We start from the raw sequence: 25,444 nt of genomic DNA on the forward strand, positions 1-25,444 counted from the left end.
GAAAATGTAACCGTCGGAGCGTAAAGCTCTAGCGGTTTTTTTGTTGTTTGCATGCTATAATCTATGTGCGAATAATGTCGAAAGATTTAGAAAAAGGGCGGGACTATCAAGGATGAATATTCTAATTATTGATGACGACGAGGATACGAGTTTATTGTTGGAAACCATTCTGAAATACGAAGGTTATGACGGGATCGTTACCGTGAATTCGGGGCAAGCGGCTTTGAATTTATTGGATATTGGTGGAAACAACAAGGACGCAGCCGAAGTGGACTTGATTCTTCTGGACGTCATTATGCCGGATATCAATGGCATCGATACGTGTTCCGCAATTAAGAGCAATGAGGAGTATCAAGACGTGCCTATTATTATGGTAACCGGAGATACGGAAGACGACACTTTAAAAAAAGCTTTTGACGCAGGCGCTATAGATTTTATTACCAAACCGTTCAAAGAGGTTGAGTTATTAGCTAGGATTCGGTCCGCGCTTAGGCTGAAGGGTGAAATCGACCGAAGGAAAGAAAGGGAATCGGAGCTGCTCCATGTAACTTCTTTGTTGGGAGAGGCTGTATCGAATTTGCAGAAAATCAGCTTGACGGACGGCATGACCGGGTTAACGAATCGGCGGGGATTTGACGAACAACTGATCAGCGAGTTTCAGCGGCTGAGCAGAAAAAATTATATGAACGACAATGTCGAAGCTATTTCACTTATTCTATTGGATGTTGATCAATTCAAACAATTCAATGATATATATGGACACGTAGAAGGGGATCACTGCTTACAGCAAGTAGCCTGCATATTGATGCAAGAAACGAAGCGGCCTGGGGATACGGCGGCACGATATGGCGGGGAAGAATTCGTCGTTCTATTACCAGAGACGACCGGGGAGGATGCGATGATTGTTGCGGAACGAATGCGTGTTGCCATAGAAGGCTTACAGATACCGCATTCCCATTCCAAAGTCAGCTCGTTCGTAACCGTCAGCTTAGGAGTTTCTTGGCTGTATCCAATGGAAGAGACGAGTGCGGATTTTCTAGTTACTAGCGCCGATCAAGCTTTGTATAAAGCGAAAACAACCGGGCGCAATCGCGTGCATATGTACTCGGAACAAGAAAATTTATCAGAAGGATTGAGCCGATAATGACCCCCAATAAGATGCTGACTTTACTCCTGCCCTGTTTTCTTCTGTTTTCATTATTGATAGGCTGCAGCAACGCGAATAGTCCCGTGTCACACACCGCCACAGCGACAGATTCCGGCGAGAATCCACCCGCTTCGGATGTTCCAGGAACGAACGGAACGGCCGTGGGTTTTCTATTCGTAGGAGCAACGGATGACTTTGGCTATAATCAGGCTATCTATCAATCTACAGTTGCGGCTGAAAAGGCTTTTCCGGATTTACATATTATACGCAAGGAAAACGTACCGGAAAATAGCGACTCGGAAAAGGTTATGGAAGACATGATTAAGTCGGGAGCTAAAATCATGTTTCCCTTATCCAACGGGTACTTGGAAACAGCTATGAAGGTTGCCGAGCGTCACCCGGATGTTGTTTTCTTTATTCCGGGCGGAGATAAAACCCTTCCTAATCTGGGTGATTACACGTTTTCTTTCTGGAAAGAAATGTATATGATGGGCGTTGTCGCGGGCAAACAATCGAAGAGCGGCAAAACCGGATTCGTCGTTGCCTTCCCTGCCAATCGAATTTTACTGCAAGTCAACGCATTTACCGTAGGCCTTCGTTCCGTACAGCCGAATGCGACGACAAAAGTGATTTTCACCAACAATTGGTGCGACCCTATGAAGCAAGCGGATGCGGCAAATGAGCTGATGGATGAAGGTATCGATGTCATTACTCAGGTTCAGAATTGCACGAAAACGATTCATCAGATAGCGGAAAAACGCGGAGTGAATACGATCGGGTACCATGTGGATGGATCCTCGATTGCTCCTAACAGTTGGCTGTCCGGACTTGTTTTCGACCGTTCCAAATTGTTCATCGATATGATCGAAACGACGAAGGAAGGCCGATTCAAAGGAAGCCGATATGATGGAAGCTTAATCGTAAAGAACGATGTAGACAAATTCATGCAGCTTGCTTCATTCGGCAACAACGTTTCGGAAGATGTGAGACGATTGATTAAGACTCAACTGAAAGATATTCAATCCGGAGCGCTTAGTCCGTTACGCGGACCTGTTAAAGATCAATCCGGTACGATTCGCATAGCGGAAGGTACTTCTCCAACGGAAGAGGTATTAAGTAAAACGAACTATTTCGTCGATGGGGTCATAGGTGAAATACCGAAAAAACAATAGAATTCACGGATATTCTTTCGAGGAGAAAAAGGATGAAACAAAATCAGGTACGCTATTTAGTCGGCGCCTTTGTTGTCGTGATTTTATTGCTTTTGGCTAATTTAATCTATAACTATAAACATATCACCACCTTTAATGCGAATGTCGGGCATATCGTTTCCAAGGACATTCCGGCATTAAGCTTAACCGAGAAATTGCTTTTTAACCTCTCGGAACAACGTTCGTTAGTACGCAGTTATTTGTTATCCGGAAATGAACTGGACAAAGAGAAGTATGAAGCGTCTACCCGGGTTATGGATCAACTTTTTAAGGAATTGGCCGGAACTCCGCATGATGAACAACCGGAAGATATCGCGGAATTGGTCAAAGAGAACGAAAATCTAAAGGTTATGATAGACGAACAAATATTCAAAGTCTACGATGTGGGGAACCCGGAAATCGCCCAAGAAATTTTCCGGGAAAATGTACGGCCGGTTTCCGACATTTTGTTCGATAAACTAACGGCCCTTAGAGATACGAGTGAAAGCAGTATTAGCTCAGAGGGTAATGAAGTCGTTGATTCGAGCAAAACGTTGTTGTTGACGATTTCGATCGTTTCTTTGGTCATTATTCTTATTGTCATTACGATCGCATTCATTACCTCACGGTTTATCTCGTTGGCGTTCCGAATGCAAGTGAAAAACACGAAAGAACTGGAGGAGAAAAATAGCGAGCTGTTTCAAACGAAAGAACAGTTAAGAAATATTTTCGAAAGTTTGGAAGTTGCCGCTTTTTCCTTTGATTTGCGAACGAAAACATTGCTGCAGCTTTCTCCTGCCATGGAAAAAATATCCGGAATTCCGATGCGGCAATTTTTCGAAAACAACAGAGCGTGGGAGGAAATGGTGCATCCGGAGGATATGCCCGTCTATCTGAAGTATCGTTCGGGTTACCTCAATGGGCTAAAAACAGATCAGGAATACCGAATCATTCGTCGTGACGGCGATGTGCGCTGGATTCACGGCTTTAGTACTCCTATATTTGACAACAACGGGACGCAAATTCAATTCAACGGGATCATGAATGATATAACCGAACGCAAGCTGGCAGAAGAAAATCAGAAAAAATACGAAGCCGACCTTACGGTAGCCCGGGATGCTGCGCTGCATGCCTCTGCGGTCAAAAGTCAATTTTTAGCCGCAATGAGCCATGAGATACGCTCCCCGTTAAATGCGATCATAGGTATGGCAGAAATTTTATCGAATACGCAGATTACGACTCAGCAGCATAATTACTTGCAGTCATTGCTGCGCGCATCGGACTCTCTATTGCAATTAATCAATGAGCTGCTCGATCTTTCCAAAATCGAAGAAGGCCGTTTGCAATTGGAGCACAGCCGGTTTGATTTATTGGAATTGGTCGAAAAAACGATGGAAACGATGGCCATCAGCGCGCATAAAAAAGGATTGGAATTAACTTGCGACATCTCTGCGGACGTACCGGCCAAAGTAATCGGCGATCCGGACCGTTTAAGGCAAATCTTAATTAATTTAGTCGGCAATGCCATTAAATTTACTGCAAAAGGCGAGATTGGAGTCGTCGTAAAGTACGAAAGTACCGGAGAGCATGCGGGTCAAACCATCTTCTCGGTTTCCGATACCGGCATAGGGATACCCGAAGAAAAGTTCGAAGCTATTTTCGATCGTTTCACGCAAGTAGATGCGTCGACTACGCGTAAATACGGGGGTACGGGGCTGGGGCTCACCATTTCCCGTGATCTGGCAAGATTGATGAGCGGAGAAATTACGGTGCGGAGCGCAGTCGGTATCGGCAGTGAATTTCTATTGACCGTATCGCTTGAAAAGAATGATGAAGTAGAAGCTGTCCCCGCTTCATTCGATTTTCTGCAAGGGCTCAAAATTCTGGTCGTCGACGATAATTCAACGAATCTATACATTCTTTCCAATCTTCTAACTAGTCGGGGAGCGGTGGTTGTAGAAGCCAATCACGGCTATATGGCTTTGGAAAAAATAAAACAGGCGAATTCCATGCAGGATCCGTACCGATTTATTCTATTGGATTACCATATGCCCGATATGGACGGCCTGCACGTCGCCAAAAAAATCAAAGAGCAATTTCAAGACGTTAGAACAACGATTCTAATGTTATCTTCCGATAATGTGACAACGGTTGTTAAAGAAACGGAAAAGTTGGGAATTGATAAATTTCTGGTTAAGCCGGTTAAACAAATGGAACTGCTTACGATGATGAAGGAAACTATTGAATTGAAACAGCGTCATAGTCAACCGGATGCGAGGAGAATCGTTCAAGTTCCTCAATCGTTGATACCTCTGCGCATATTGTTGGTTGAAGATAATGAAGACAACCAGCTTATCGTAGAAACAATGCTAAGCCATACGCCGTATCAATTGGATATCGTTAACGATGGAGAACAGGCGTATCAGAAGGTTATGGCAAAGGAATACGATCTTGTATTGATGGATATGCAAATGCCAGTCATGGATGGATATACGGCAACGCGTGAAATTAGAAAATGGGAGGCTGAGACGGGGAAGGCGCCAGTCGCGATTTTTGCTTTGACCGCGCATGCGTTAAAAGAAGAGAAACAAAAGTGTTTGGATGCCGGATGCAACGAACATCTAACGAAGCCCATTTCTCAAAATACGCTCATACAGGCGATCCATGAATTTAGTCTGAGTATCTCTAACTCGGCAGCCTTAGATAAAATACCGGTAATCGTGAAAGCCAATTATGAGCATTTAATTCCTTCCTATATCGAAAAGCGTCATAACGATATTATTAGGATCAAGCAATGGATTGAAGAAGGCGACTATGAAAACTTGCGCATTCTAGGGCATAGCTTAAAGGGCTCGGGAGCCGGCTATGGTCTGAATCGGATCAGCGAAATCGGCGCTATTATCGAACAAGCTTCGAAAGAACGATATGCAGAGTTAATTCTGCGGAGTTTACAAGATTTAGAGGAGTATCTTGCGCGTATAGATGTGACGTATCAATAGAGTGTTGCATATACCGCATCGCATGAAGAGCCAGCCGAGAGGTTGGCTTTTACTGTATCAGAAATCATTCAGAATTCGAGTTTCGATGCCGTTTTGGCCTTGGCGAAGCCGCAACGCTACGGTTCAAGGTGGTGAGGGCAGTTTTTTGGCCTTGGCGAAGCCGCAACGCTGCGGTTCAAGGTGGTGAGGGCAGTTTTTTGGCCTTGGCGAAGCCGCAACGCTGCGGTTCAAGGTGGTGAGGGCAGTTTTTTGGCCTTGGCGAAGCCGCAACGCTGCGGTTCAAGGTGGTGAAGGCAGTTTTTTGGCCTTGGCGAAGCCGCAACGCTGCGATTCCTGGTGGTGAAGGCAGTTTTTTGGCCTTTGCACCATATCGCAGTAGAGGAAGGGGATATATTCTTTTTGCCCATCTGTTAGCAATGCAGACGTTATCATAGTCCTAAAATTGCAGCAGGAAGCCTGGGTTATAAATCTGCCACAAACTAGAGGACTCCAAACTACCCAACACTCCCTGCTTATAATCGGAGATACCGACTATAGCGAGCACAAACCCCAACAATCCCTGCTTATAGTCGGATAAACCGACTATAGCGAACACAAACCCCAACAATCCCTGCTTATAGTCGGATAAACCGACTATAGCGAACACAAACCCCAACAATCCCTGCTTATAGTCGGATAAACCGACTATAGCGAACACAAACCCCAACACTCCCTGCTTATAATCGGAAATACCGACTATAGCAATTACAACCCCAACCCCCCAAATAAACTCGACTATTCTTTTTACTCACAAGCAACTTATGTCCATCTAAAAACAGCGAAGCAGGTTATTTTATGTTATATAATATAACGCAATAACATCTTTTATAAGCTGTTTGCACAAAAAAACTAAATATTCAGTGTCTCATGCATAATTTAATGTAATATATGTTTACATAGGAGCTGAACTTAATTAAAGTAAGCCTATAGAAAACTAAATTCATGTTCACAATGCTGCCTAGGGTTCCACGGTTCGTAAAGAGTCGGTTCGGTCCAAGAGGGAGCACGCGGCTTAAGCCGTGCACACGGAGGGATAAAAGCCCGGGAGGATATCTTGCGATGATATCTCCCCGGCTTTTGCTTTTTACGTTCGCAAAACGAGCACGGGGAGGATGTCAGCATGAGCGAAAGCGACAACAATATATCGATAATGGCGGATTGGGTGCAGTTAAATCATGTGAATAAAGTTTACTCGAATGGAACGGTCGCCTTACAGGACGTGAGCCTGCACATTAAAGAAAATGAGTTTATCAGTTTCGTCGGCCCATCCGGTTGCGGCAAATCCACAGTGTTTAAGCTCATCGCCGGATTGACCGAGGCAACGGATGGCGACATTCGAATCATGGGGATGTCGCCTGCCCATGCCCGCAAGCAAAGCGAGATGGCTTTCGTGTTCCAAGACCACACGCTGCTCCCCTGGTGCTCGGTGGAGGACAACGTCATGCTGCCGCTGTCCCTTCGGGGAATGCCCAAGAAACAACGGTTAGAAGAGGCGGCTAGAGTATTGGAACTCGTTGGGCTGAAAGATTACAAGAAAGCACTGCCGAGAATGCTGTCGGGCGGCATGAAGATGCGCGTATCTATCGCCAGAGCGCTTGCTTCAAGACCTAAACTGCTTCTTATGGACGAACCGTTCGGCGCATTGGACGAAATCACTAGACAAACGCTGCAGCAGGAACTGCTCGATATATGGCAAAGGGAAAAAGGGATGACGGTGCTGTTCGTTACCCACAACGTGTTCGAAGCTGTTTTCTTATCCACGAGGGTAATGGTCATGACGCCAAGGCCGGGTAAGATCGCCGAAGAAATCAGCATTCCTTTTGCATTCCCGCGCGACGATTCGTACCATGCAACCCCGGAATTCAGCGAATACGTCCGCGAAGTGTCGGCCGCTCTGAAGCATTGATTTCACATCAGGAAGGAGGAATCGAGAATGGATAATGTTCACGAGTCAATGGCTTCCGGTATAACAGGAACGACTTCTAAACCAGTCTCGGCTGCATCGGGACAAAAGAAAGCGACGAGAGGATGGCTAACCAAGCTTTCGCAGATTGTCCCGCCGCTCATGGCTTTCATCGTTCTGATCGGGGGATGGGAGCTTATCGTAACTTGGATCGGCACTCCCACCTATGTTCTTCCGAAGCCGTCGGATATTTATTTGGCTGCCTCGGATAACTTCAGCAGCCTTATGGCATCCGCATGGAAAACGGTTTGGGAATCCATTTACGGATTTGCGATTAGCGTTGTGCTTGGCGTAAGCGGGGCAATCTTCCTGGGCTTGTCCAAGACGATCGAGAAGAGCATTTATCCGTATGCCGTTATTCTTCAGACGATTCCGATCGTCGCCATCGCTCCGATCATCGTCATCTGGTTCGGAGCGGGCATGAACTCCATTGTTATCATCGCGTTTCTCATTGGATTTTTCCCGATGCTGTCGAATACGCTCATCGGCCTTAATTCAACGGAGCAGAACATGAAAAATCTGTTTACTCTCTATAACGCCTCGAGGCTCCAGACAATGTGGCGGCTTCGGATTCCGGCAGCGCTCCCCTTCATTGCGGCGGGGATGAAAATATCTTGTACTTTAGCGGTTATCGGAGCGATCGTAGGCGAATATGTCGCCGGCATCGGCGGAGGGGAAGGAGGTCTTGGCTACGCCATTACCGTAGCGGCAACCCGGCTGCAAACCCCGTACTTGTTCGCTTGCGGATTATCGGCTTCCTTGCTCGGAGTGGCGTTTTTCCTGCTCATTAACGCCTTTTCGAAATGGCTGCTTAGTTCCTGGCACGAGTCCGAGATGAAAGTGGACAATTGATCGGCAACAACCCAACCTACAGAGAGAAAGTGGAGGAAATTCATATGGCAAACGCAAAATCGAGAACGAAACTCGCCTTTATTCCTATTATCGCATTGCTTCTGTTTATCGTAGGCTGTTCTTCGAATAACAACGACGCAGCTCCGACGGAGAGCGCAGCGGGATCGTCTGCATCTGCATCTGTACCCGCAGCTTCCGAACCGGCAACGAAAAAAGAGCTCATCCCGATCACGCAAGTGCTCAACTGGTTCGCCCAGCCCGAGCAAGGCGGCATGTTCGCGGCTAAAGCGAAGGGCTACTACGAGGAAGCTGGACTGGACATGACGATTGAGCAAGGAGGCCCGCAAGTTTCCCATATTCAAATCGTAGCTTCCGGCAAAGCGCAATTCGGCATGGCGCAAGGCGACGAGTTGGTCATGGCTCGCGCGCAAGGCATTCCGGTCGTTGCGTTGGCCGCGCAATTCCAGATCAATCCGACGGCCATCCTCTTCCATAAGGGAGACAACGTCAAGAGCTTCGCCGACTTAAACGGCCGGACCATTTATTTGGTGCCAGGCTCGATGTACTGGGAATATTTTAAGAAGAAATACAACCTCGGCAAAGTGAAGGAGCTTGCTTTCACGGGTAATTTCACGGGTTTTATCAATGACAAGCAGTCGATGACCCACGCTTACGTTACAGCCGAACCGATTACGATGGCCGGTCTTGACGTGGAAACGGAATACATTCGGACTCATGATTTCGGTTATCAGCCGTATGCGAACGTTATTTTCACGACCGAAAAATATCTCAAGGAACATCCGGATATCGTTAAAGCGTATGTAGAAGCGAGTGTCAAAGGCTGGCAGTACTACAAAACCAACTACGAAGAGATTAATCCGGTCATCAAGGAAATGAGCCCCGACCTGGAGCTTAAAGACATGAAGCTGCGCGCCGTGGCGTCCATGGATCTGATTTTCAAGGAAGAGGCCGCTACGAAGGGCTTCGGAACGATGTCCAAGGAACGTTGGGACACGCTCATGAACCAGCTGTACGATATCGGCATGATCAAGAAAAAGTTCGACGTCACGGAGTTGTTCGACACTTCGTTCCTGCCTAAAGCATAAGCGGCAAATCGCGTGGAGGGAATTAGACATGAAGACATGGCTATGCAATGCGAGTATCGATTCACGGCAGTACCACATCGGAATGGAGGAGGGGCGGATCGTTTCCGTCCTTCCTTCTTCCGTTTCGATTCCGGCGGGAGACTCTCGGGAGGATGCGCAAGGAATGCTGCTGCTTCCTACGTTCGCCGATTATCACACGCATCTGGACAAGAGCTTCGTCGGTGAGGGTTGGGTTTCAAGGCCGAAGCTGAACCACATTATGGAGATGCTGCAGGTAGAGAAGGAGTTGCAAGCCGGGCTGCGTACATCGGTGCTCGAACGAGCGGGGAAAACGCTCGAAGCGATCGTGCAAGGCGGGACTTCGCGGCTGCGGGTTCATGTCGACGTGGATCCGACGGTCGGATTAAAGCATCTTGAGGCTGTTGTTGAGCTAAAGGAACGATATAGCAACAAGATCCACTTGGAAATCGTCGCTTTTCCGCAGCAAGGGTTGATGAAGTTGGACTCTGTCCGCTGGATGAAAGAGGCTCTGCGTAACGGAGCTGAAATGGTTGGCGGGGTAGATCCGGCAGGTATCGACGGGGATATGGAGGCTAGTCTGAACGCCGTATTCGAATTGAGCGCGGAGTTCGATGCTGCGATCGATCTTCATTTGCACGATCCCGATCAGATTGGCAAAGCTACGATCTTGAAGATGATTGAGCTAACAGAACAAGCGGGTTTGGGGGGCAGAGTCGCCATTAGCCATGCTTACTGCCTTGGGGAACTGAGCCGGGGTGAAGTAGAGGAAATCGCTGGCGGGCTAGTCGCGATGGATATACCGATAATCTCGAGCGTGCCGATCGATACTCCGATGCCGCCGATTGCGCGATTGACGGAGCTCGGCGTGAAGGTTCATCTGGGAACCGATCACCCGAATGCCGACTCGTGGACGCCTTTCGGCAGTTGCGACATGCTCGAAAAGGCTAGGAGGCTGGCGGAGAAGTACATGTGGTTCGATGATCATAGCATGCGCGAGGCATACTCCTATATCGGCAACCCTCCGCTCCTTCCCATAATCGGAAGCCCGGCTAATTTCATGCTCGTTCAAGCGACGAACGCCGCCCATGCTCTGGCTTCGTTGCCTGTTAGAGAAAAGGTATATTACCAGGGGGTCCTGATTGCAGGAAGGATGCAGAAAGAAGCATGAAGCATGAAGTAAGAAGCATGAAGCATGAAGCATGAAGCATGAAGTAAGAAGCATGAAGCTATTACGTCAGCAAAAGATTGCGTAAATAAGCAGTAATCGTCGGGGATTTCCCTTCGCGAATGAGATTGTCAAAGTCCGCAGACGGAATGCGATCGACCATACGAGTGAAGGCCTCCATAGCGTTGACCCCTTCTCTGACCGCTTCCAGACTGTCTTCCCGATAAGGGTATTGATCAATGGACAGCCATCCTTGATAGCCCGTTCGCTTAAGCCAATAGAAAAACTCGAGGGTTTCTATCGTATGAACGCTGCCTACAATCATATCGTCGTCCCAATGCCTGAAGTTATCATTCATATGCACATGGAAAAGCTTATCCCCGTACCGTTTAAGCAGAGCAACGGATTCCGCGGGCGTTTCATACGCGTTTAGGGCATGACCGAAATCTATCGTAACTCCGATATTGTTAGTACCTATTTCTTTGGCGATCAATAGAGAGACCGCGGCGGAGCTTAAATAGCTATGCGTGCGCGGTTCTTTGATTTTATATTCCAAGCTGATTTGCATATCCGGACGATATTCGCATACTTCCTTGATTCCTTCGGCGAACCAGTCGCGTTCCTGGATATAGTCTGCTTGAAAGAGATAGTCGTATCCATCTTGACCAGGCCAAAGGCTGATCAAATTGCCTTCCAGCTCGGCTGCAGCATCGATCATTTCTTTCGTATGGGCTATTGCTTCGGCGCGAATGGCGGGATCTTTGGCGGCGAAGCTTCCGTACTTCCACTTCATTTGCCCGAAGTGATCGGGAATGATGGATACGAGCTGAAGCTGGTGCTCATCGAGATGGTTCTTGATTTCCTTAACATTGTTCTCGGTAATGTGCCAGTTCCCGATTAATTCAACGCCGGATATTTGCGGGATTTGCACCACGCGCGCGAATAGCTCCGATACCGAGAATGGGTGACTGTACCCTGATGTTAAGAAGCGATCTGCGCAGGAACCGACATTGGATAAAATAGCGGAATATTTATGGCTCATAGGAATGCCTCCCTGGGAAAAAGAATCATCTTATGAGCTAAATGTTAAAGCAAATCAAGCGCCCGGTCTTTACACGATATATTCAGGTTCGGTTAAGCGACATGTTGTTCCTACGCTATATTTTCTATTTTCAGAAAAGGATTTTGCACAATATTGATTCTCGTCAAGCAGATAGCGCTAGGAGGGGGAATGATCCGCTTGCAGCAGAAGCTTGCTTCTCCATTGGGAGGGGCTTGTTCCGTATTGGTTTTTGAAGTGTCTGCTGAAATAATGAATGCTTGTAAATCCCGTAAGCGCCGATATCTCTTGAATAGAATGGCTCGTATTAAGGAGGTAGCTTTCGGCTGCTCTCAAGCGAAGCTGATCCAAATATTGAAAAGGCGTCATGCCTTGCTGCTCTTTGAAAATCCTTATAAGATGAGACCCGCTTACGTGGAATAGACGGGAAAGTGATTGCAACGTGACCCTTTCCCGGTAATGGGTTTCCAGATATCTCATTAGAGATTCGATGAGTGTGGTGTTATATATTTCATCCGATTCCTTGTCGGCAGCATCGACGACTGTTTCATCCAGGATGTGCTGTATCATTAGAAAAATCTTGTTGATGTCCAAGAGGGCAGCCTGCTTGAGCGTGGTTGAAGGAGAGGCTTGAATTAACCGCATTAGCTGTCCGAGCAATTCAAGGGAGCGAAATAATAGCTGGAAATCCGCTGATGACGTGTCTATGTTTCCTTGCATGGAATTCCACTGTACAAGTTGGGGCAGCGGAAGGAAAGATTCTTCATCAGCCATTTCTAGTTCCCAATAAAGGTATTGCAACTGTTCAGATTTCCCGACAAGCAGATGCGGAGTGTTCTGGGCAAACAGAAACAAGCAAGGACCTTCGGAGGCATAGGTTTCACCCAGCCATTCCAGCACGAATCGCCCTTGGGAGATAAATAAAACTTCATGATAAGGGTGGGTGCCGCCGCTTTCCGGAGACATCGGCATATCGACGTTATGCGGGAAGTATCCGAATTTACGAATGCGCATGATCATCTCACCTCAAGCTAGCATTGATTTACCGTTACCATATCGTATCCGTACAAGCTTGTAAATTGCTCCGCGAAATCGAAAAAAGGGAATAGGGCTCTTTTTCCCGGGGGTGCGAGTATGGTTTAATGGAGGTGTACATACTTGCGAAGGGAGAATGAGCATGACGCAACGATTACGAATCGCGATGCAGCTTACGCTTGCAGCCGTGCTCGTAGGTTTAACCGCTTGCAGCGGCGGAGCCAAAGAAACGGTGACGCGGCCAGTCGAGACGATCGTCCCCACGGCCAGCGCCTCCGAGTCTCCTAGCGAAACCATGACGCCAACCGCGGATTTTATTGCTCCGCTGACAGGGCTTCCGGTGGACAAAGAAGTAACGAACAGGCCATTCTCGGTTATGATTAATAATCTGGCCCCCGCCCGTCCTCAATCGGGATTAACGCAAGCGGATACCGTATGGGAGCTGTTGGCGGAAGGCGGCATTACTCGGTTGGTGGCGATATTTCAAAGCAAGGAATTCACCGATCCGATCGGACCGATTCGCAGCATTCGCCCTTATTTCATTCAGGTAGGCGAATTTTACAGCGGTGTTCTTGTACATGTAGGCGCAAGCAACGATGCATTCGCCGTCCTGCAGCAACAACACAAGGAAGATTTGGACGAGATAACGAACGCGGGCGCCTATTTCTACCGGGACAAGTCCCGTAAAGCGCCGCACAATGTATACTCCACGTTGGAGAAACTTCGTGCCGGAGCCGTGAAACGCAAGTACAAGGATACGGCAACGATGCCCGTCCTCACCTTCAGCAAAACGCCGCCCGAGCTGGCAACCGCCTCACCCGCGACGCAAATTGAGATTAAATTCATGTTGTCGGACTATAAGGTGTCGTACACCTACGACAGCACCAAAGCGGTCTACTCCCGTTTCATTAACGGCAAACCGCACATAGACAAAAACAATGACGAGCAGCTAACGGCGACCAATTTGGTTGTTCTATCGGCCAAGACGGATATTAAGGACAGCGTTGGACGATTAGTCGTTGATTTGGACAGCGGCGGCGATGCGGTTCTGTTCCAGAACGGCAAAGCGATTGCCTGCAATTGGGAGCGCAAGAACGGGGACATCATCCGCCTGATGAAAGACGGACAAGAATTGCCTTTCCTGCCGGGCGTCACCTATTACCATGTCGTGCCGAACTCGACAGCTTTAGATAAACACGTGACTTACCAATAGTTCTACATCTATCAAAAATGGGATGCTCCGAAGCCATCTTCTTGGTTTTGGGGCATCCTATTTGTACTGGAAGAATAAAGCAGAGCTTCTATGTAAAACATAAACCCACTTATCTCCATCGAGAAGTGGGTGGCTTCCATGAATCATGTACAGGATACCGCCGACGAGGCGCTCAGTTATCAACTAAAGGATAATTTGCATCGGATTAAACAAGATAGCGGAAATAGTTCGGATATTAAATGCAGGGAAGTACATATCGAGATTTCCGGTGCGGCTTCCGTTAAAGGGATTGTTGCCTATACCGATGGTTTGTCGGATTCACAAGCACTATTGAACTCCTTGATGAACGGACCTTTCTTGTTCGAGGCAGATTCCGGTCATTCTTCTAGCTTGCTTATTTATCTGAAAGATCATGTCATTACAGAGTCGGGTGTTACCGAGATCGAATCAATTACAACGTTATTCGATCATTTGTTGTCCGGCGACAGTATTCTACTGCTGGAAGGATCGAATTCAGCACTTGCCATCGGAACTAAAAATTTGAAGGCTAGGCAGGTCGAAGAACCGAATGTCCAAGCCGTTGTTCGCGGTCCAAGGGAAGGATTTACGGAGGTGCTTAGCTGGAATACTGCGATGGTAAGAAGGAAAATCAAAGATCGCCGTTTATGGATTGAGAAGAAAACGATAGGCACAGTGACCAAAACCGAGGTAGCCATCGCCTATATAGACGGAATCGTAGCAAAGGAAATATTGGCTGAGGTACGCCAAAGGCTGGAACTCATCGAAATCGATGGCGTTTTGGAAAGCAATTACATTGAAGAACATATCCAGGAAAAACGTTTTGCGCTATTTCCGACCGTATTTAACTCGGAAAGGCCGGATGTGGTCGCAGCGCAGCTATTGGAAGGAAGAATAGCCATAATGGTCGATGGTACACCGTTCGTGCTTATCGTTCCTGCTGTGTTTACGCAATTTTTCCAATCCAGCGAAGACTATTATCAAGCCTCCGTTTTCTCAAGTCTGATTCGTTTATTGAGAATTTTGGCATTCATATTGGCGTTGGTGACTCCTTCTTTCTATATCGCGGTCACAACGTTTCATCAGGAATTGTTGCCCACAACCTTGCTGTACAATTTAGCGAGTCAACGAGAGGGAGTTCCTTTTCCTGCTTTTGTAGAAGCGTTAATGATGGAGGTCACATTTGAAATACTGCGGGAAGCGAGTGTTCGGATGCCGAGAACGATCGGCCAATCCATATCCATAGTAGGTACGCTGGTTATTGGACAGGCCGCCGTTGAAGCGGGATTAGTAACGGCAGCCATGGTTATTGTCGTATCGATTACCGCGATTGCCAATTTCGTCATGCCGGCATTCAATTTGGGCATAACGGTTCGGATAATCCGCTTTCTCCTCATGGCATTAGCGGCTTCTTTCGGTCTATTTGGTTTATTCTTAGGCCTTATTGTCATCGTTGTGCGGTTGTGCAGCCTTCATTCTTTCGGTGTACCTTATATGTCCCCGTTGGCGCCGTTTCGTATATCGGATCAGAAAGACACCCTTTTCCGGTTGCCCCTACCGATGATGAAAAAACGTCCGGTTACTATCCCGAAGGAAAACAATATACGCCAGAGAGATCGGTAATGTGGAAAGGCGGGCAGTGTATGGTATTGAAGCCCAGGACGCGGATAGGAATGTTAGTGGTGATAGGTACATGGTTTCTAACGGGATGTTGGGATCGTCACGAGTTAAACGCAATAGCCATCGTGGTTGGTATGGGGATTGACAAAGTTGGGAATGAGTTTCGGGTATCCGTGCAAATTGTCAATCCACGCGAAGTTTCTTCCAAAGGAAGGGGAGGGGGCGGCTCTCTGGCTCCAGCCGTTACGTTTGAGGAGACAGGCGCTACTCTTCCGGAAGCGATGCGTCGGATGACAGTGCTTTCACCTCGGCGATTGAACTTCTCCCATTTGCGTATAATCGTCTTCGGGGAAGATGTTGCCCGCATGGGAATACGTAAACCGCTGGATTATATCTCTCGAGATTCCGAGATGCGTAATGATTTTTATTTGGTGGTCGCAGAGGGTGCAAGTGCATCTGAAGTATTGAAAACTTACAGCGCCATGGACCCTATTCCGTCTAATAATTTAAACACGAAGCTCGCCATATCCGACGATTTATGGGCGGGAACTGGAAAAATTACCTTGAACCAACTGCTTGTCGATATGGCCACACAAGGAAAAAGCGCAATGATGACCGGGATTCGGGTTACTGGTAATCGCAAAGTGGGCGAGACGATGGAAAACAACAGGAGGATTGTTCCAGAGGCAAATTTGGTCTATTCAGGATCGGCTGTATTCAAAGAAGACCGGATGATCGGTTGGATTGACGAAGCCGAGACGAAAGCGGTAAATTACGTTCAGGACTCCGTTAAAAGAACACTGGGCATCGTAAGTTGTCCGGATGGAGGAAAGATTTCGCTTAGTGTTGTCCAATCAAAGTCAAACATCCGAATTCGCATGAATCGTGACACCCCCATCATCAATGTCTATTTGCGCGTGGAGCAGGACGTATCGGACGTCGAATGCAACATGGATATGAGTCAGATGTCAACGATTGATTGGATTAATCTGCAAGGAGAGCGAAAAATCGGCGATATTATCGATAAAGCCATTTCTCGGGTTAAAGGTCAATTAGGCGTAGATATCTTCGGCTTCGGCGTAGAAGTACACCGGCAACAACCAAAAGCATGGCATCGAATTAAGGATTGGAACGAGGTGTTTCGGCATGCTCAGGTAAATGTGTATCCCCATGTCATTACCCGACGAATCGGAACAATCCTGCAATCTGTGGAGCATCAAACGAAAGGACGGGGATAGCGCTTGTGGGAAGTATTATTAATCATCACTGGAACAGGTGTCATTTTTATATTGGAAATCCGTCCTTTATGGCGAAAGAAAGAATGGAAGGAAATATGGATTTTTTGCGTGATCTCAGTCTCTGTTATAGCCTTATTTACGGCATATTTGTTACATATAGCTTTGCCTAATCCATTAAACTGGCTCACGGTTGTATTCCAGCCCATGAGCAAAGCGATGTACGCTCTATTTGATTAAACACGAGAGGAGCGGCGCCATGTTCAGCTCACAACCCATTACCAATCGTTCGTTTACTATAATGGTTATTTTCTTCATGATCGGTACTTCCATTCTGATCGCTCCCAACGCTTTGGCTCTTAATGCCAAGCAGGATGCCTGGCTTTCTTGTCTCTTGGGCGTTGTCATAAATTTACTGCTTGTATGGCTGTACGTCGTCCTCGGGGAACGTCATCCGGAACAGACGCTGGTAGGTTACAGTGAGAAACTCCTTGGCAAATGGATCGGCAAGTTTGTCGGCCTGTTGTTCGCGCTTTTTTGCTATCTTCTCGCTTCTCTGATGGTCGGCGATATGGGTTATTTCCTTACGACGCAAGCGTTGGTGGAGACACCGATTGAATACTTGCAAATGCTGTTTGTAGTTTCGATTGTCGTTGCGATCCGGGAAGGTCTTCAGGTTTACAGTCGAGTGGTAGAAATTTTTTTCCCGTGGATCCTGTTGCTTTTCCTGGTTTTGATTGTTTCTTTGGCGCCTCAATTTGATCTGGACAAGTTGAAACCGGTGCTGGAATTCGGGATGGCTCCTGTTATGAAGGGGTCGTTTTCTTTTTTTTCCTTGCAGGAAATGGTTGTGCTTTTGATGTTGTATCCTTTCATTACCAAGGGGAAGGGGCGTGGCCGCGGTTTTATCATCGGCACGCTGATCGGGGGTATCGTTCTTGTCGTTACAACGATGGGCAGCATTGTGGTGTTGGACTATACACAGACTGCAAACAATTTCTTTCCTACTTATGTAATGGCAAAAAACATCTCCATAGGCCAGTTTTTGGAACGATTGGAGGGGATGATGATGCTGATTTGGATTTTGTCGATTTTCGTCAAAGTTGCGATCACTTTCCATGCGGCTATTATCGGAATCGCACAGGTATTCCGCATTGACGAGAAAATCTTAATCTGGCCGCTTGCCATCGGAATGATCGTTCTATCGCTTATGTGCTACACCAATGTCATCTACGTCCAACATTTTCTTTCGTTGATATGGACTCCCTTTGCCTCTGTATTCATGCTCGTGATTCCTTTGATCCTTCTTGGTGTTTCTCTATTGAGAAAGTCCGCGTCAGTAGGATAGGGGTCATCTGCAAATGAAAAACTAAAAAAAGTGTCGTAAGTGACACAGGTAGGCTATACAAAGCTAGTCCGCCCTGTGATAAGATAAGAAAGGTTAACGCAGTGTTTAAATACGTTAACGGATTGTAATCATTATTCAGCTACATACATGGGAAAGAAGGGTTATCCGTGTTCCGGAAAAAGGATATTTTTTTCAAGACGCTGGAGGAAATGGCTGACGTTATCTATGAGACGGTTGATCGTTTTGCGCAAGCCGTTAATGGAGACCTGCCGGATGTGACAGCATTCGCCAAGGAAATGAAGGATTATGAGCACAAAGGCGACAAATGCACCCATATTATTTTGACCGAGCTCAACAAAACCTTCATCACGCCAATCGAGCGGGAAGACATCATGGAGCTTATCAAGAAATTGGATGACGTACTCGACGGGATCGAAGCTTGCGCTTCGAGGTTCGAGATGTACCAAATTACGAAGTCCGATCCATTCATTCGGAAATTCGGCGATTGCTTGCGCCGCAGTGCCCAAGAAATCAAGTCGGCCATCTATTTGCTCACTCAGAAAAAACTTCTTGCCATACAGCCGCATTGCGTGACGATTAACGAACTGGAGAACGAAGGCGACGATTTGATGCGCCAAGGCATCAAGCATCTGTTCCAGAACGTGAAAGACCCGATAGAGCTTATTAAACATAAAGAAATATACGAACGTTTGGAACAAACGACCGACTCGTGCGAGGATGTCGCCAATACGCTGCAATCCATTATCATGCGCAACTCTTGATCGGCGCAAACGGGGACGGATTAGAATATAATGGATTATACAATGAGTTTAGTTGTTGTTATAGTAGTACTAGCACTCGGCTTTGATTTCATCAACGGATTTCACGATACGGCCAACGCCATCGCGACGTCCGTTTCAACGCGCGCGCTTACACCGCGCCGGGCGATAATTCTTGCATCGGTCATGAACTTGGTCGGGGCAATCATGTTTACCGGGGTTGCGAAAACGATCGGCGGCAAAATAACGGATCCCTTTAAGCTGGAGCATGGCCTGACGGTCGTTATCGCCACGCTTATTGCGGCTATCGCCTGGAACCTGATCACTTGGTGGTACGGGATTCCATCCTCCTCCTCGCACGCGATTATCGGAGCGTTGGCGGGAGCGGCAATTGCTTCCGAGGGTTGGGACGGTATTAACTATGGCGGCTTTACAACCATAATTAAGTGGCTTATTTTATCGCCGATCATCGCCTTTGTGTTAGGTTACTGTATAATGTTCATACTAAAGCGTGTTTTTGCCCATTCAAGCCCTCATCATGTGAATAAAGTATTCCGCTACGGTCAGGTGCTGACGGCTGCGTTCCAATCTTTCACCCACGGAACGAACGATGCCCAGAAAGCGATGGGCATTATAACGCTGGCGCTAGTTACCGCGAAGATCCAGCCGGACCTGGACATTCCTCTATGGGTTAAGTTGTCCGCGGCTCTCTCCATGGCTTTAGGCACATCAGTCGGCGGATGGAAAATCATCAAAACGATGGGGACGAAAATTTTCAAGATCGAGCCTATTAACGGGTTTTCCGCGGATTTGGCTTCCGCTTCGGTTATTCTTAGCGCGACGTTGTCGCATTTTCCGGTAAGCACGACTCATGCCATAACTTCATCCATTCTTGGGGTAGGATCGGCCAAGAAGTTCTCAAGCGTAAAGTGGAGCATGGCTGGACGTATCATTATGACTTGGGTCATCACGATTCCCGTAGTCGGAGTACTAGCCACTCTTATCTATTACTTACTAAGTTTGTTTCTCGACTAATTCGGGTACATTGTTTAAGAAAAAAGGCGGGGAACCACCCAAACCTGAACGTCGGAGATTGCTACAATAGAGTAACGGATGTTGCTATCTCTATTTAGTCTGGAGGACACCCATGCTTGCATTTACGGAACTGGCGAAATCGAGCGTTGATTTATTGAAAGAATTTACGGCGGGCAATCCTGCGATTAGTAGCCTGCTAACAGGGGAAAAACTTGTTTTCAGCGGCGTTGGAACCCGAGATGTATATAACATTTCCGCACCGTTCATGGACAACGGAGAGCTTGTCATTGCCGGACGGGTAGAAATCCGCGACAATGAGGCTTCCGAAGTGATGTTCTTTGTCCGGCGCAAGGGGGAGTGGGTGCCCAGAAATGGTGCGCCTGTATTTGCTTTACAGGATCCCTTCTTCACTTTCATCCGCGGCGAGCTCGTATTCGGCGGGGTTGAAGTGTATTTCGACGGCGATGATCCCCATTACGTTACTTCTTGGCGCACCGTGTTTTACCGCGGTCATTCCATTAACGACCTGGAACCGTTCGCCAAAGGTCCCTTGACGATGAAGGATATTCGATTAGTCGGACTAGAGAATGGCCGCATTGGCGTGTTTACGAGACCGATGATGGTCGATGGCGCCAGGGCATTGATCGGTTATACGGAAATCGGAGAGCTGGAAGGGCTGACCGAAGAGGTTATTTCTAGCGCGCGGCTGCTTAAACATCAGTTTCTACCGGAAGAATGGGGCGGAGCCAATGAAGCCCATCTGTTATCCGGCGGAATGATCGGCGTGCTCGGACATATCGCCTGCATGGAAGAGAACAACATTCGGCATTATTATCCTATGGTATTCGCTTATGATCCCGCACATCATCGTTATTCTCCCGTTAAGCTGATTGCTACCCGCAGCATGTTTCCGGATGGCCCGGCGAAACGTCCGGACTTGGAAGACGTTATTTTCAGCGGTGGACTCATTCGGAATAAGGATGGTACGGCTTCACTATATGCAGGTGTTAGCGACGCGGAAGCTCACGTCATCGTCATCCCGGATCCATTCTTGGAATATGAGAAATAATTAAAGAAAACTGGCCTAGGCGGCATCATCTGCCCGAGGCCAGTTTTTAATTAGGGCCGCTTGATCGGTCTGCGCCGCGTGCGGGCTTTGCTTGTGGCAGGGCGACGAGTAGATCGCCTTCTCGAACCGCTCTTCCCAGCGTTGGCGTTCGCGCCTTTGTCGCCTTTTTTGCCCATGAATAGCTTGAGCATGGGGGCCAACTGCTGGACGGTAGCCATGAATTTCTGGAGCTTGCCAACCGTCGAAAGAACTCCTTCAATGCCGCCCATCCGATCAACCATCGCTTTGATGTCGCTCAGGCTGGAAAGATTGAAAGGAAGGCTGCCTTTGGTTGTTGTCGCAACGGTTTGCGCGGGAAGCACGGTCGGATTTATGACAGCGGGAGGACCGATTGTATCTCCGATGCCGGGGAATTGATCCTGTCCGAAGCCCGGCGTCCAGCTTCGCAGAGAGGGTGAATGTTGTTCGTCCATGAAGTCACACCCTTTTTTAATATAGGTTATGACGGTTGGATGCTGCGGGCGTGGACGGTTGCCTAGGTCCATAGACATTTTACCCCTGTAATGCGTGAATACGGTGACGCTTGAACTATTAGCAGGTACGCAGTACAATGGAACCAAAGTGAAGGGAAGGGTGCGTACTCATGCAACTGAAGAAGCTGAATGATAAATCCATAGATCAATTGTTCGAAGCTATCCTAACCTTGAAGGACGTAGAAGAATGTTATGTATTCTTCGACGATTTGTGTACCGTGAACGAAATCCAGTCCTTATCGCAACGGCTTGAAGTGGCCAGGATGTTAGGGAAAGGACATACCTATAACAAGATCGAGACGGAGACGGGAGCGAGCACGGCAACGATATCCCGCGTGAAACGCTGCTTGAATTACGGCAATGACGGATATAAGATGTCCTTGGAACGTTTGGGGCGGTTCGGTAACGATGACAAGGCGGATAACGCAAAGGAATAGGGCAATGATGACTGCCATCTTATATTGTGGAGAAGAACCAGCAGAGGAGCAAATTGTCCCTGCTGTTTCTTTGTTTTAAACTTCGTATTGCCCGTCTTGGAAAGGGTAGGTTATGCTAGAGCAAACATCAGACAGCTATCCCCGGGGGGAGATCCATGCGCTTCTGGCAATCCGTACGGTTCAAAATCGTATTCGGCTTTCTGCTCATGATCGCACCCATGGTGCTATTTCTCATTTACAACAACCTATATGCGACGAGTGTCGTACGCGATCAAATATCGCTTCACTATAACAACCTTATGGCTCAGCAGGTACAGAATAATGATGCCATTCTCCTGGAAACGATGAGATACTTGTACCGGAAGGAAAGCGATCCGGACATCCAATCGTTGCAAACGTTATCATTGGCAGAGGAAGATTCCGACTACACGATGGTCAAGATGGAACTGACGAGACGATTTCTGCTCGACACCGGCTATTATAACAAAGTCGACACCTTTTTTGTCTATTCCCCCAAGGACGACGACATGTTCTTCGCTACTCAATATAGCTTTCATTTCGCAGAAGTGCAATCCGCCCTGCTCGATTACACCACGAAGCTCGCCTCCAAGGATTTGCCGCAAGAGACTCAACGCTGGGAGCGTTTCTCCATTCCCAATGACACCAATTATTTAATCAAAACCGTCCATCTAGATTCCGGAGTTTATGTTGGGGCATTAGTACAAATAGATCGGTTAAACGAAGAGGTTAGCAAGTTCGACGTAGGACCCGACGGAGCCACGTTCGTAGTCGATCCGGAGGGCAACGCGCTAACCAATTCTCCATTGCCGGTCGTACAGGAAAAGGTCGTGCACAGCGATATCGTAGAGATGACTAAGCAAGGGAGAACGACCTGGAATCAGAATCATTTTCTGGTGATTACCCAACCCTCGGCTATCTCGGATATTCATTATATGATCGTTATCCCGGAAACGTATATTTTGAAAAACTTGCCCTTTTTCCAAAAAATGCTCTACGTCTGGATCCCGTTAATCGTTGCCATTGTGCTTTCGTTATATTTAGTTTTTCTGCAGAGAGTCATGTTTAAGCCATTGGTCGCTCTCGTTCGCGGAATGCGTAAGCTTGGTCAAGGCCGATTCGACGTTCGGATGCCTATCAATACGGACAATAGCGAGTTCGCCTTCATGTCGGGCACGTTCAACCTGATGGCCGAACAGATCGAGAGGCTCAAAATCGATGTTTACGAGGAGCAAATCCGCGTACAGAAGGCGGAGTACAAGCATCTGCAGATTCAAATCAACCCTCATTTCTATATGAATAGCCTTAATATCATTTATAATCTGGCTGCGTTAAAGGACTTCAAATCGGTGCAGAAGCTGAGCTTGCATTTGGCCGACTATTTCCGTTTCTTGATGCTTGGGCATCGGACGGTGCTGCCGCTTGAAGATGAAATTCGACATATCGAGCATTATCTAGAGATCCAGAAAATCCGCTATGTCACGAAATTGGAATATGAGATACGAGTGCTCCCCGAACATCTGTCCGTACAATTGTCGCCGCTGCTGTTGCAGCCTTTTGTCGAGAATTCGGTTATACACGGTTTCTATAAAAGAGTTCAGGATGGCCTGCCATTTAACATTCGCATCTTATCGAGCAACGATGAAGAGGAGCCTGAACGTTTCATCATGCTGACGATAGCCGACAACGGCCCCGGATTCCCGGAGCAGTTTCTGGATGACTTGCACAACGGAGTCCACTTTGAGGATGCCGGCGAGCATCATCTGTGCATTTGGAACATTCTTCGTCGTTTCAAAATGCTGTACGGCACCGAGGGCGGAATCCATTTCATGAATGGGGAGTACGGCGGGGCGATCGTGCAGGTGCGGCTTCCCATCCATCGTCCGAATACGTTTGAAGGCGGAGAATAAATTTTTCAGCATGCAAGGAGGATTAATATGGTTAGGATGCTCGTCGTCGATGATGAGATTTATGCCCTGAAGGGGATCACGCAAGGAATCGATTGGAGCGACTTGCCGATTGAGGCGATTCTGGAGGCTGAGGATGTTGCGCAGGCGATGCGGCTGCTCGAAGAGCATCCCGTTGACTTGGTTATTTCCGATATCGAGATGCCCGGATTAAACGGGCTGGAGCTGCTGCGTTGGATTCGGGATCACCGGCCCCATACGCTCACCGTCTTCCTCACGGGACATGCGCGGTTTGATTATGCGCAGGAGGCGCTGCATAATGGATGCTTCGATTACGTGTTAAAACCGGTTGATCACGATGCGTTAAAAGCAATCGTGGAGCGAGCTGTTGCTGAAATCGGGATGCGAAAAGAGCGGCAATCGTTCGAAGAGATGGTGGACGTCAATCGAAGGCAATGGACGAACCAACTGCCGATTCTGGTCGAGCGATTCTGGCAGGATTTGCTGGCTGGCCGGGTACTCCTATCGCCTGATCGGCTAAATCGGCAATTACAATACTATGATATTCCGCTGGATGCCGACAGCCTTGTGCTTCCCGTTCTGCTTAGTATCGAGCAGTGGGAAGTCGAATTGGAAACGCGGGATGAAAGCATAATGGAATATGCATTGCGGAAAGCGGCAGCGGAGACTATCTTGGGAGAATGGCCGGGCATGGTGCTGCAAGATCGCAATGAACTAAATATGGTGCTGCTGTATCTGAAAGAAGGCGACGTTGCCGATCGGGCTGCTCTGCATAAGCGATGCGATGAATATGTGCGCGCCTGCAACGATTATTTTCATTGCAGAGTGTCCTGCTATTTAGGGGAGTCGGTGGGCATGGAAGAGCTTGCCGGTTCACTCGAGCGATTGCAGCTATTGGAGCGGTCCAATGTGTCTGCGCCGCAATCGGTGATGGATGCTTTAGTTAGCGGGCATGGAACAACAAGCAGCATGGGAATCTTGCTTCCATCGTTTATGGATTGGGGCATGATGCTCGATAATGGCAGTTATGAAGAGTTGAGCAGCCGGATCGAAGAGACACTGAGGAATTGGCAAACCGAATCGGCAAGCCGGGAGGCATTGGAGCTATTCCAATATGGTATCCTGCATATGCTGTACCAGGCTGCTTATCGCAAAGGTTTTTCAATCTACGATGTGTTCATGGTAAATGAATTGACGGACGCACAAGCCCCGCGATCTTCGCAGCAATTGATGGGATGGGCAGGGAAATCGGTGTTGAAAATGGGGCAAGCGCTTGCGGAACGTCAGCGGGATGCTTCGGCCGTCATTGCTAAGGTGCAGTCGTACATCCTAGAAAATCTACATACGGAATTGACCCGGGATGGGATCGCGAATTCGGTCTATCGCAATCCTGCTTATTTATCGCGATTGTTTCGCAAGGAGACTGGATACTCTCTATCGGATTATATCGCGCAGTTACGCATCGAGCGGGCTAAGCGCCGCCTTACCGATACGAACGACAAGGTGAGCAACATTGCTGAAGGCGTCGGGTATGTACATTTTTCTTATTTCGCAAAGCTGTTCAAGAAAATGACGGGTTTATCTCCCCAAGAATACCGTAAGAAGCATCAAACCTTGCCTTAACATTTAGTTTG

At 47.8% G+C, this 25,444-nt stretch carries 21 protein-coding genes and 1 riboswitch; of the genes, 17 read left to right on the top strand and 4 right to left on the bottom strand.

Going from position 1 to position 25,444, the window contains the following annotated elements; all coding sequences use genetic code 11:
* Window positions 1-112: 112 nt before the first annotated feature.
* The 3 genes from K7P76_RS22620 to K7P76_RS22630 are packed head-to-tail and all read left to right on the top strand — an operon-like array spanning window position 113 to window position 5,336.
* Window positions 113-1,144, top strand: a complete 1,032-nt coding sequence (locus tag K7P76_RS22620; protein ID WP_232187590.1) for a diguanylate cyclase — start codon at window positions 113-115, stop codon at window positions 1,142-1,144.
* Window positions 1,144-2,319 carry a BMP family ABC transporter substrate-binding protein gene (locus K7P76_RS22625; protein WP_232187591.1) on the top strand — a complete coding sequence of 392 codons (1,176 nt, stop codon included), beginning with the start codon at window positions 1,144-1,146 and terminating at the stop codon, window positions 2,317-2,319. The genes K7P76_RS22620 and K7P76_RS22625 overlap by 1 nt, the downstream gene beginning before the upstream one ends.
* Window positions 2,320-2,351: 32 nt before the next feature.
* On the top strand, window positions 2,352-5,336 hold the full coding sequence (locus K7P76_RS22630) for a response regulator (RefSeq protein ID WP_232187592.1): 2,985 nt from the start codon (window positions 2,352-2,354) through the stop codon (window positions 5,334-5,336).
* A gap of 436 nt (window positions 5,337-5,772) precedes the next feature.
* Here K7P76_RS22630 and K7P76_RS22635 read toward each other — a convergent pair whose 3' ends face one another.
* Window positions 5,773-6,033 carry a hypothetical protein gene (locus tag K7P76_RS22635; RefSeq protein ID WP_232187593.1) on the bottom strand — a complete coding sequence of 87 codons (261 nt, stop codon included), beginning with the start codon at window positions 6,031-6,033 and terminating at the stop codon, window positions 5,773-5,775.
* A gap of 289 nt (window positions 6,034-6,322) precedes the next feature.
* A riboswitch (guanidine-I (ykkC/yxkD leader) is annotated at window positions 6,323-6,425 on the top strand.
* Window positions 6,426-6,495: 70 nt separating this feature from the next.
* On the opposite strand from K7P76_RS22635, the gene K7P76_RS22640 reads away from it, so the two are divergent.
* Genes K7P76_RS22640 through K7P76_RS22655 form a run of 4 tightly spaced genes read left to right on the top strand, consistent with a single transcriptional unit; the run spans window position 6,496 to window position 10,485 of the window.
* Entirely contained in the window at window positions 6,496-7,281 is a 786-nt protein-coding gene (locus tag K7P76_RS22640; RefSeq protein WP_232187594.1) for an ABC transporter ATP-binding protein, read from the top strand.
* A gap of 27 nt (window positions 7,282-7,308) precedes the next feature.
* Window positions 7,309-8,190: an ABC transporter permease gene (locus K7P76_RS22645; protein WP_232187595.1), complete on the top strand. Its 882-nt coding sequence runs from the start codon at window positions 7,309-7,311 to the stop codon at window positions 8,188-8,190.
* A gap of 44 nt (window positions 8,191-8,234) precedes the next feature.
* Window positions 8,235-9,296: an ABC transporter substrate-binding protein gene (locus K7P76_RS22650; RefSeq protein WP_232187596.1), complete on the top strand. Its 1,062-nt coding sequence runs from the start codon at window positions 8,235-8,237 to the stop codon at window positions 9,294-9,296.
* A 28-nt stretch (window positions 9,297-9,324) separates the two neighbouring features.
* Complete coding sequence (locus K7P76_RS22655) at window positions 9,325-10,485, top strand: amidohydrolase family protein (protein WP_232187597.1); 1,161 nt, start codon at window positions 9,325-9,327, stop codon at window positions 10,483-10,485.
* 61 nt (window positions 10,486-10,546) lie between these two features.
* On the opposite strand, the gene K7P76_RS22660 is transcribed toward K7P76_RS22655, so the two are convergent.
* Window positions 10,547-11,524 carry a sugar phosphate isomerase/epimerase family protein gene (locus K7P76_RS22660; protein WP_232187598.1) on the bottom strand — a complete coding sequence of 326 codons (978 nt, stop codon included), beginning with the start codon at window positions 11,522-11,524 and terminating at the stop codon, window positions 10,547-10,549.
* A gap of 177 nt (window positions 11,525-11,701) precedes the next feature.
* Complete coding sequence (locus tag K7P76_RS22665) at window positions 11,702-12,556, bottom strand: AraC family transcriptional regulator (protein ID WP_232187599.1); 855 nt, start codon at window positions 12,554-12,556, stop codon at window positions 11,702-11,704.
* Window positions 12,557-12,719: 163 nt separating this feature from the next.
* Between K7P76_RS22665 and K7P76_RS22670 the strand changes: the two genes are divergently transcribed.
* From K7P76_RS22670 to K7P76_RS22700, 7 genes are all read left to right on the top strand, one after another.
* On the top strand, window positions 12,720-13,790 hold the full coding sequence (locus K7P76_RS22670; protein WP_232187600.1) for a DUF3048 domain-containing protein: 1,071 nt from the start codon (window positions 12,720-12,722) through the stop codon (window positions 13,788-13,790).
* A gap of 138 nt (window positions 13,791-13,928) precedes the next feature.
* Window positions 13,929-15,431: a spore germination protein gene (locus K7P76_RS22675; protein WP_232187601.1), complete on the top strand. Its 1,503-nt coding sequence runs from the start codon at window positions 13,929-13,931 to the stop codon at window positions 15,429-15,431.
* Window positions 15,432-15,481: 50 nt separating this feature from the next.
* Window positions 15,482-16,666 carry a Ger(x)C family spore germination protein gene (locus K7P76_RS22680; protein ID WP_232187602.1) on the top strand — a complete coding sequence of 395 codons (1,185 nt, stop codon included), beginning with the start codon at window positions 15,482-15,484 and terminating at the stop codon, window positions 16,664-16,666.
* A 256-nt stretch (window positions 16,667-16,922) separates the two neighbouring features.
* Window positions 16,923-18,011, top strand: coding sequence for a GerAB/ArcD/ProY family transporter (locus tag K7P76_RS22685; protein ID WP_232187603.1), 1,089 nt, complete (start codon window positions 16,923-16,925; stop codon window positions 18,009-18,011).
* A gap of 167 nt (window positions 18,012-18,178) precedes the next feature.
* Window positions 18,179-18,793, top strand: coding sequence for a DUF47 domain-containing protein (locus K7P76_RS22690; RefSeq protein ID WP_232187604.1), 615 nt, complete (start codon window positions 18,179-18,181; stop codon window positions 18,791-18,793).
* A 30-nt stretch (window positions 18,794-18,823) separates the two neighbouring features.
* Complete coding sequence (locus K7P76_RS22695; RefSeq protein WP_232187605.1) at window positions 18,824-19,825, top strand: inorganic phosphate transporter; 1,002 nt, start codon at window positions 18,824-18,826, stop codon at window positions 19,823-19,825.
* A gap of 112 nt (window positions 19,826-19,937) precedes the next feature.
* Entirely contained in the window at window positions 19,938-20,894 is a 957-nt protein-coding gene (locus tag K7P76_RS22700) for a DUF1861 family protein (protein ID WP_232187606.1), read from the top strand.
* 50 nt (window positions 20,895-20,944) lie between these two features.
* Here the strand turns inward: K7P76_RS22700 and K7P76_RS22705 are convergent, their stop codons facing one another.
* Window positions 20,945-21,367, bottom strand: coding sequence for a hypothetical protein (locus K7P76_RS22705; RefSeq protein ID WP_232187607.1), 423 nt, complete (start codon window positions 21,365-21,367; stop codon window positions 20,945-20,947).
* 170 nt (window positions 21,368-21,537) lie between these two features.
* Between K7P76_RS22705 and K7P76_RS22710 the strand changes: the two genes are divergently transcribed.
* The 3 genes from K7P76_RS22710 (at window position 21,538) to K7P76_RS22720 (ending at window position 25,433) form a co-directional block, all read left to right on the top strand.
* Window positions 21,538-21,864 carry a YerC/YecD family TrpR-related protein gene (locus tag K7P76_RS22710; RefSeq protein ID WP_232187608.1) on the top strand — a complete coding sequence of 109 codons (327 nt, stop codon included), beginning with the start codon at window positions 21,538-21,540 and terminating at the stop codon, window positions 21,862-21,864.
* Between the two features lie 155 nt (window positions 21,865-22,019).
* Window positions 22,020-23,792 carry a cache domain-containing sensor histidine kinase gene (locus K7P76_RS22715; RefSeq protein WP_232187609.1) on the top strand — a complete coding sequence of 591 codons (1,773 nt, stop codon included), beginning with the start codon at window positions 22,020-22,022 and terminating at the stop codon, window positions 23,790-23,792.
* A 27-nt stretch (window positions 23,793-23,819) separates the two neighbouring features.
* Entirely contained in the window at window positions 23,820-25,433 is a 1,614-nt protein-coding gene (locus K7P76_RS22720) for a response regulator transcription factor (RefSeq protein WP_232187610.1), read from the top strand.
* The last annotated feature ends 11 nt before the right edge of the window (window positions 25,434-25,444 follow it).

The sequence above is a fragment of the Cohnella silvisoli genome, from assembly GCF_021190915.1.
Lineage (GTDB): Bacteria > Bacillota > Bacilli > Paenibacillales > Paenibacillaceae > Cohnella > Cohnella silvisoli.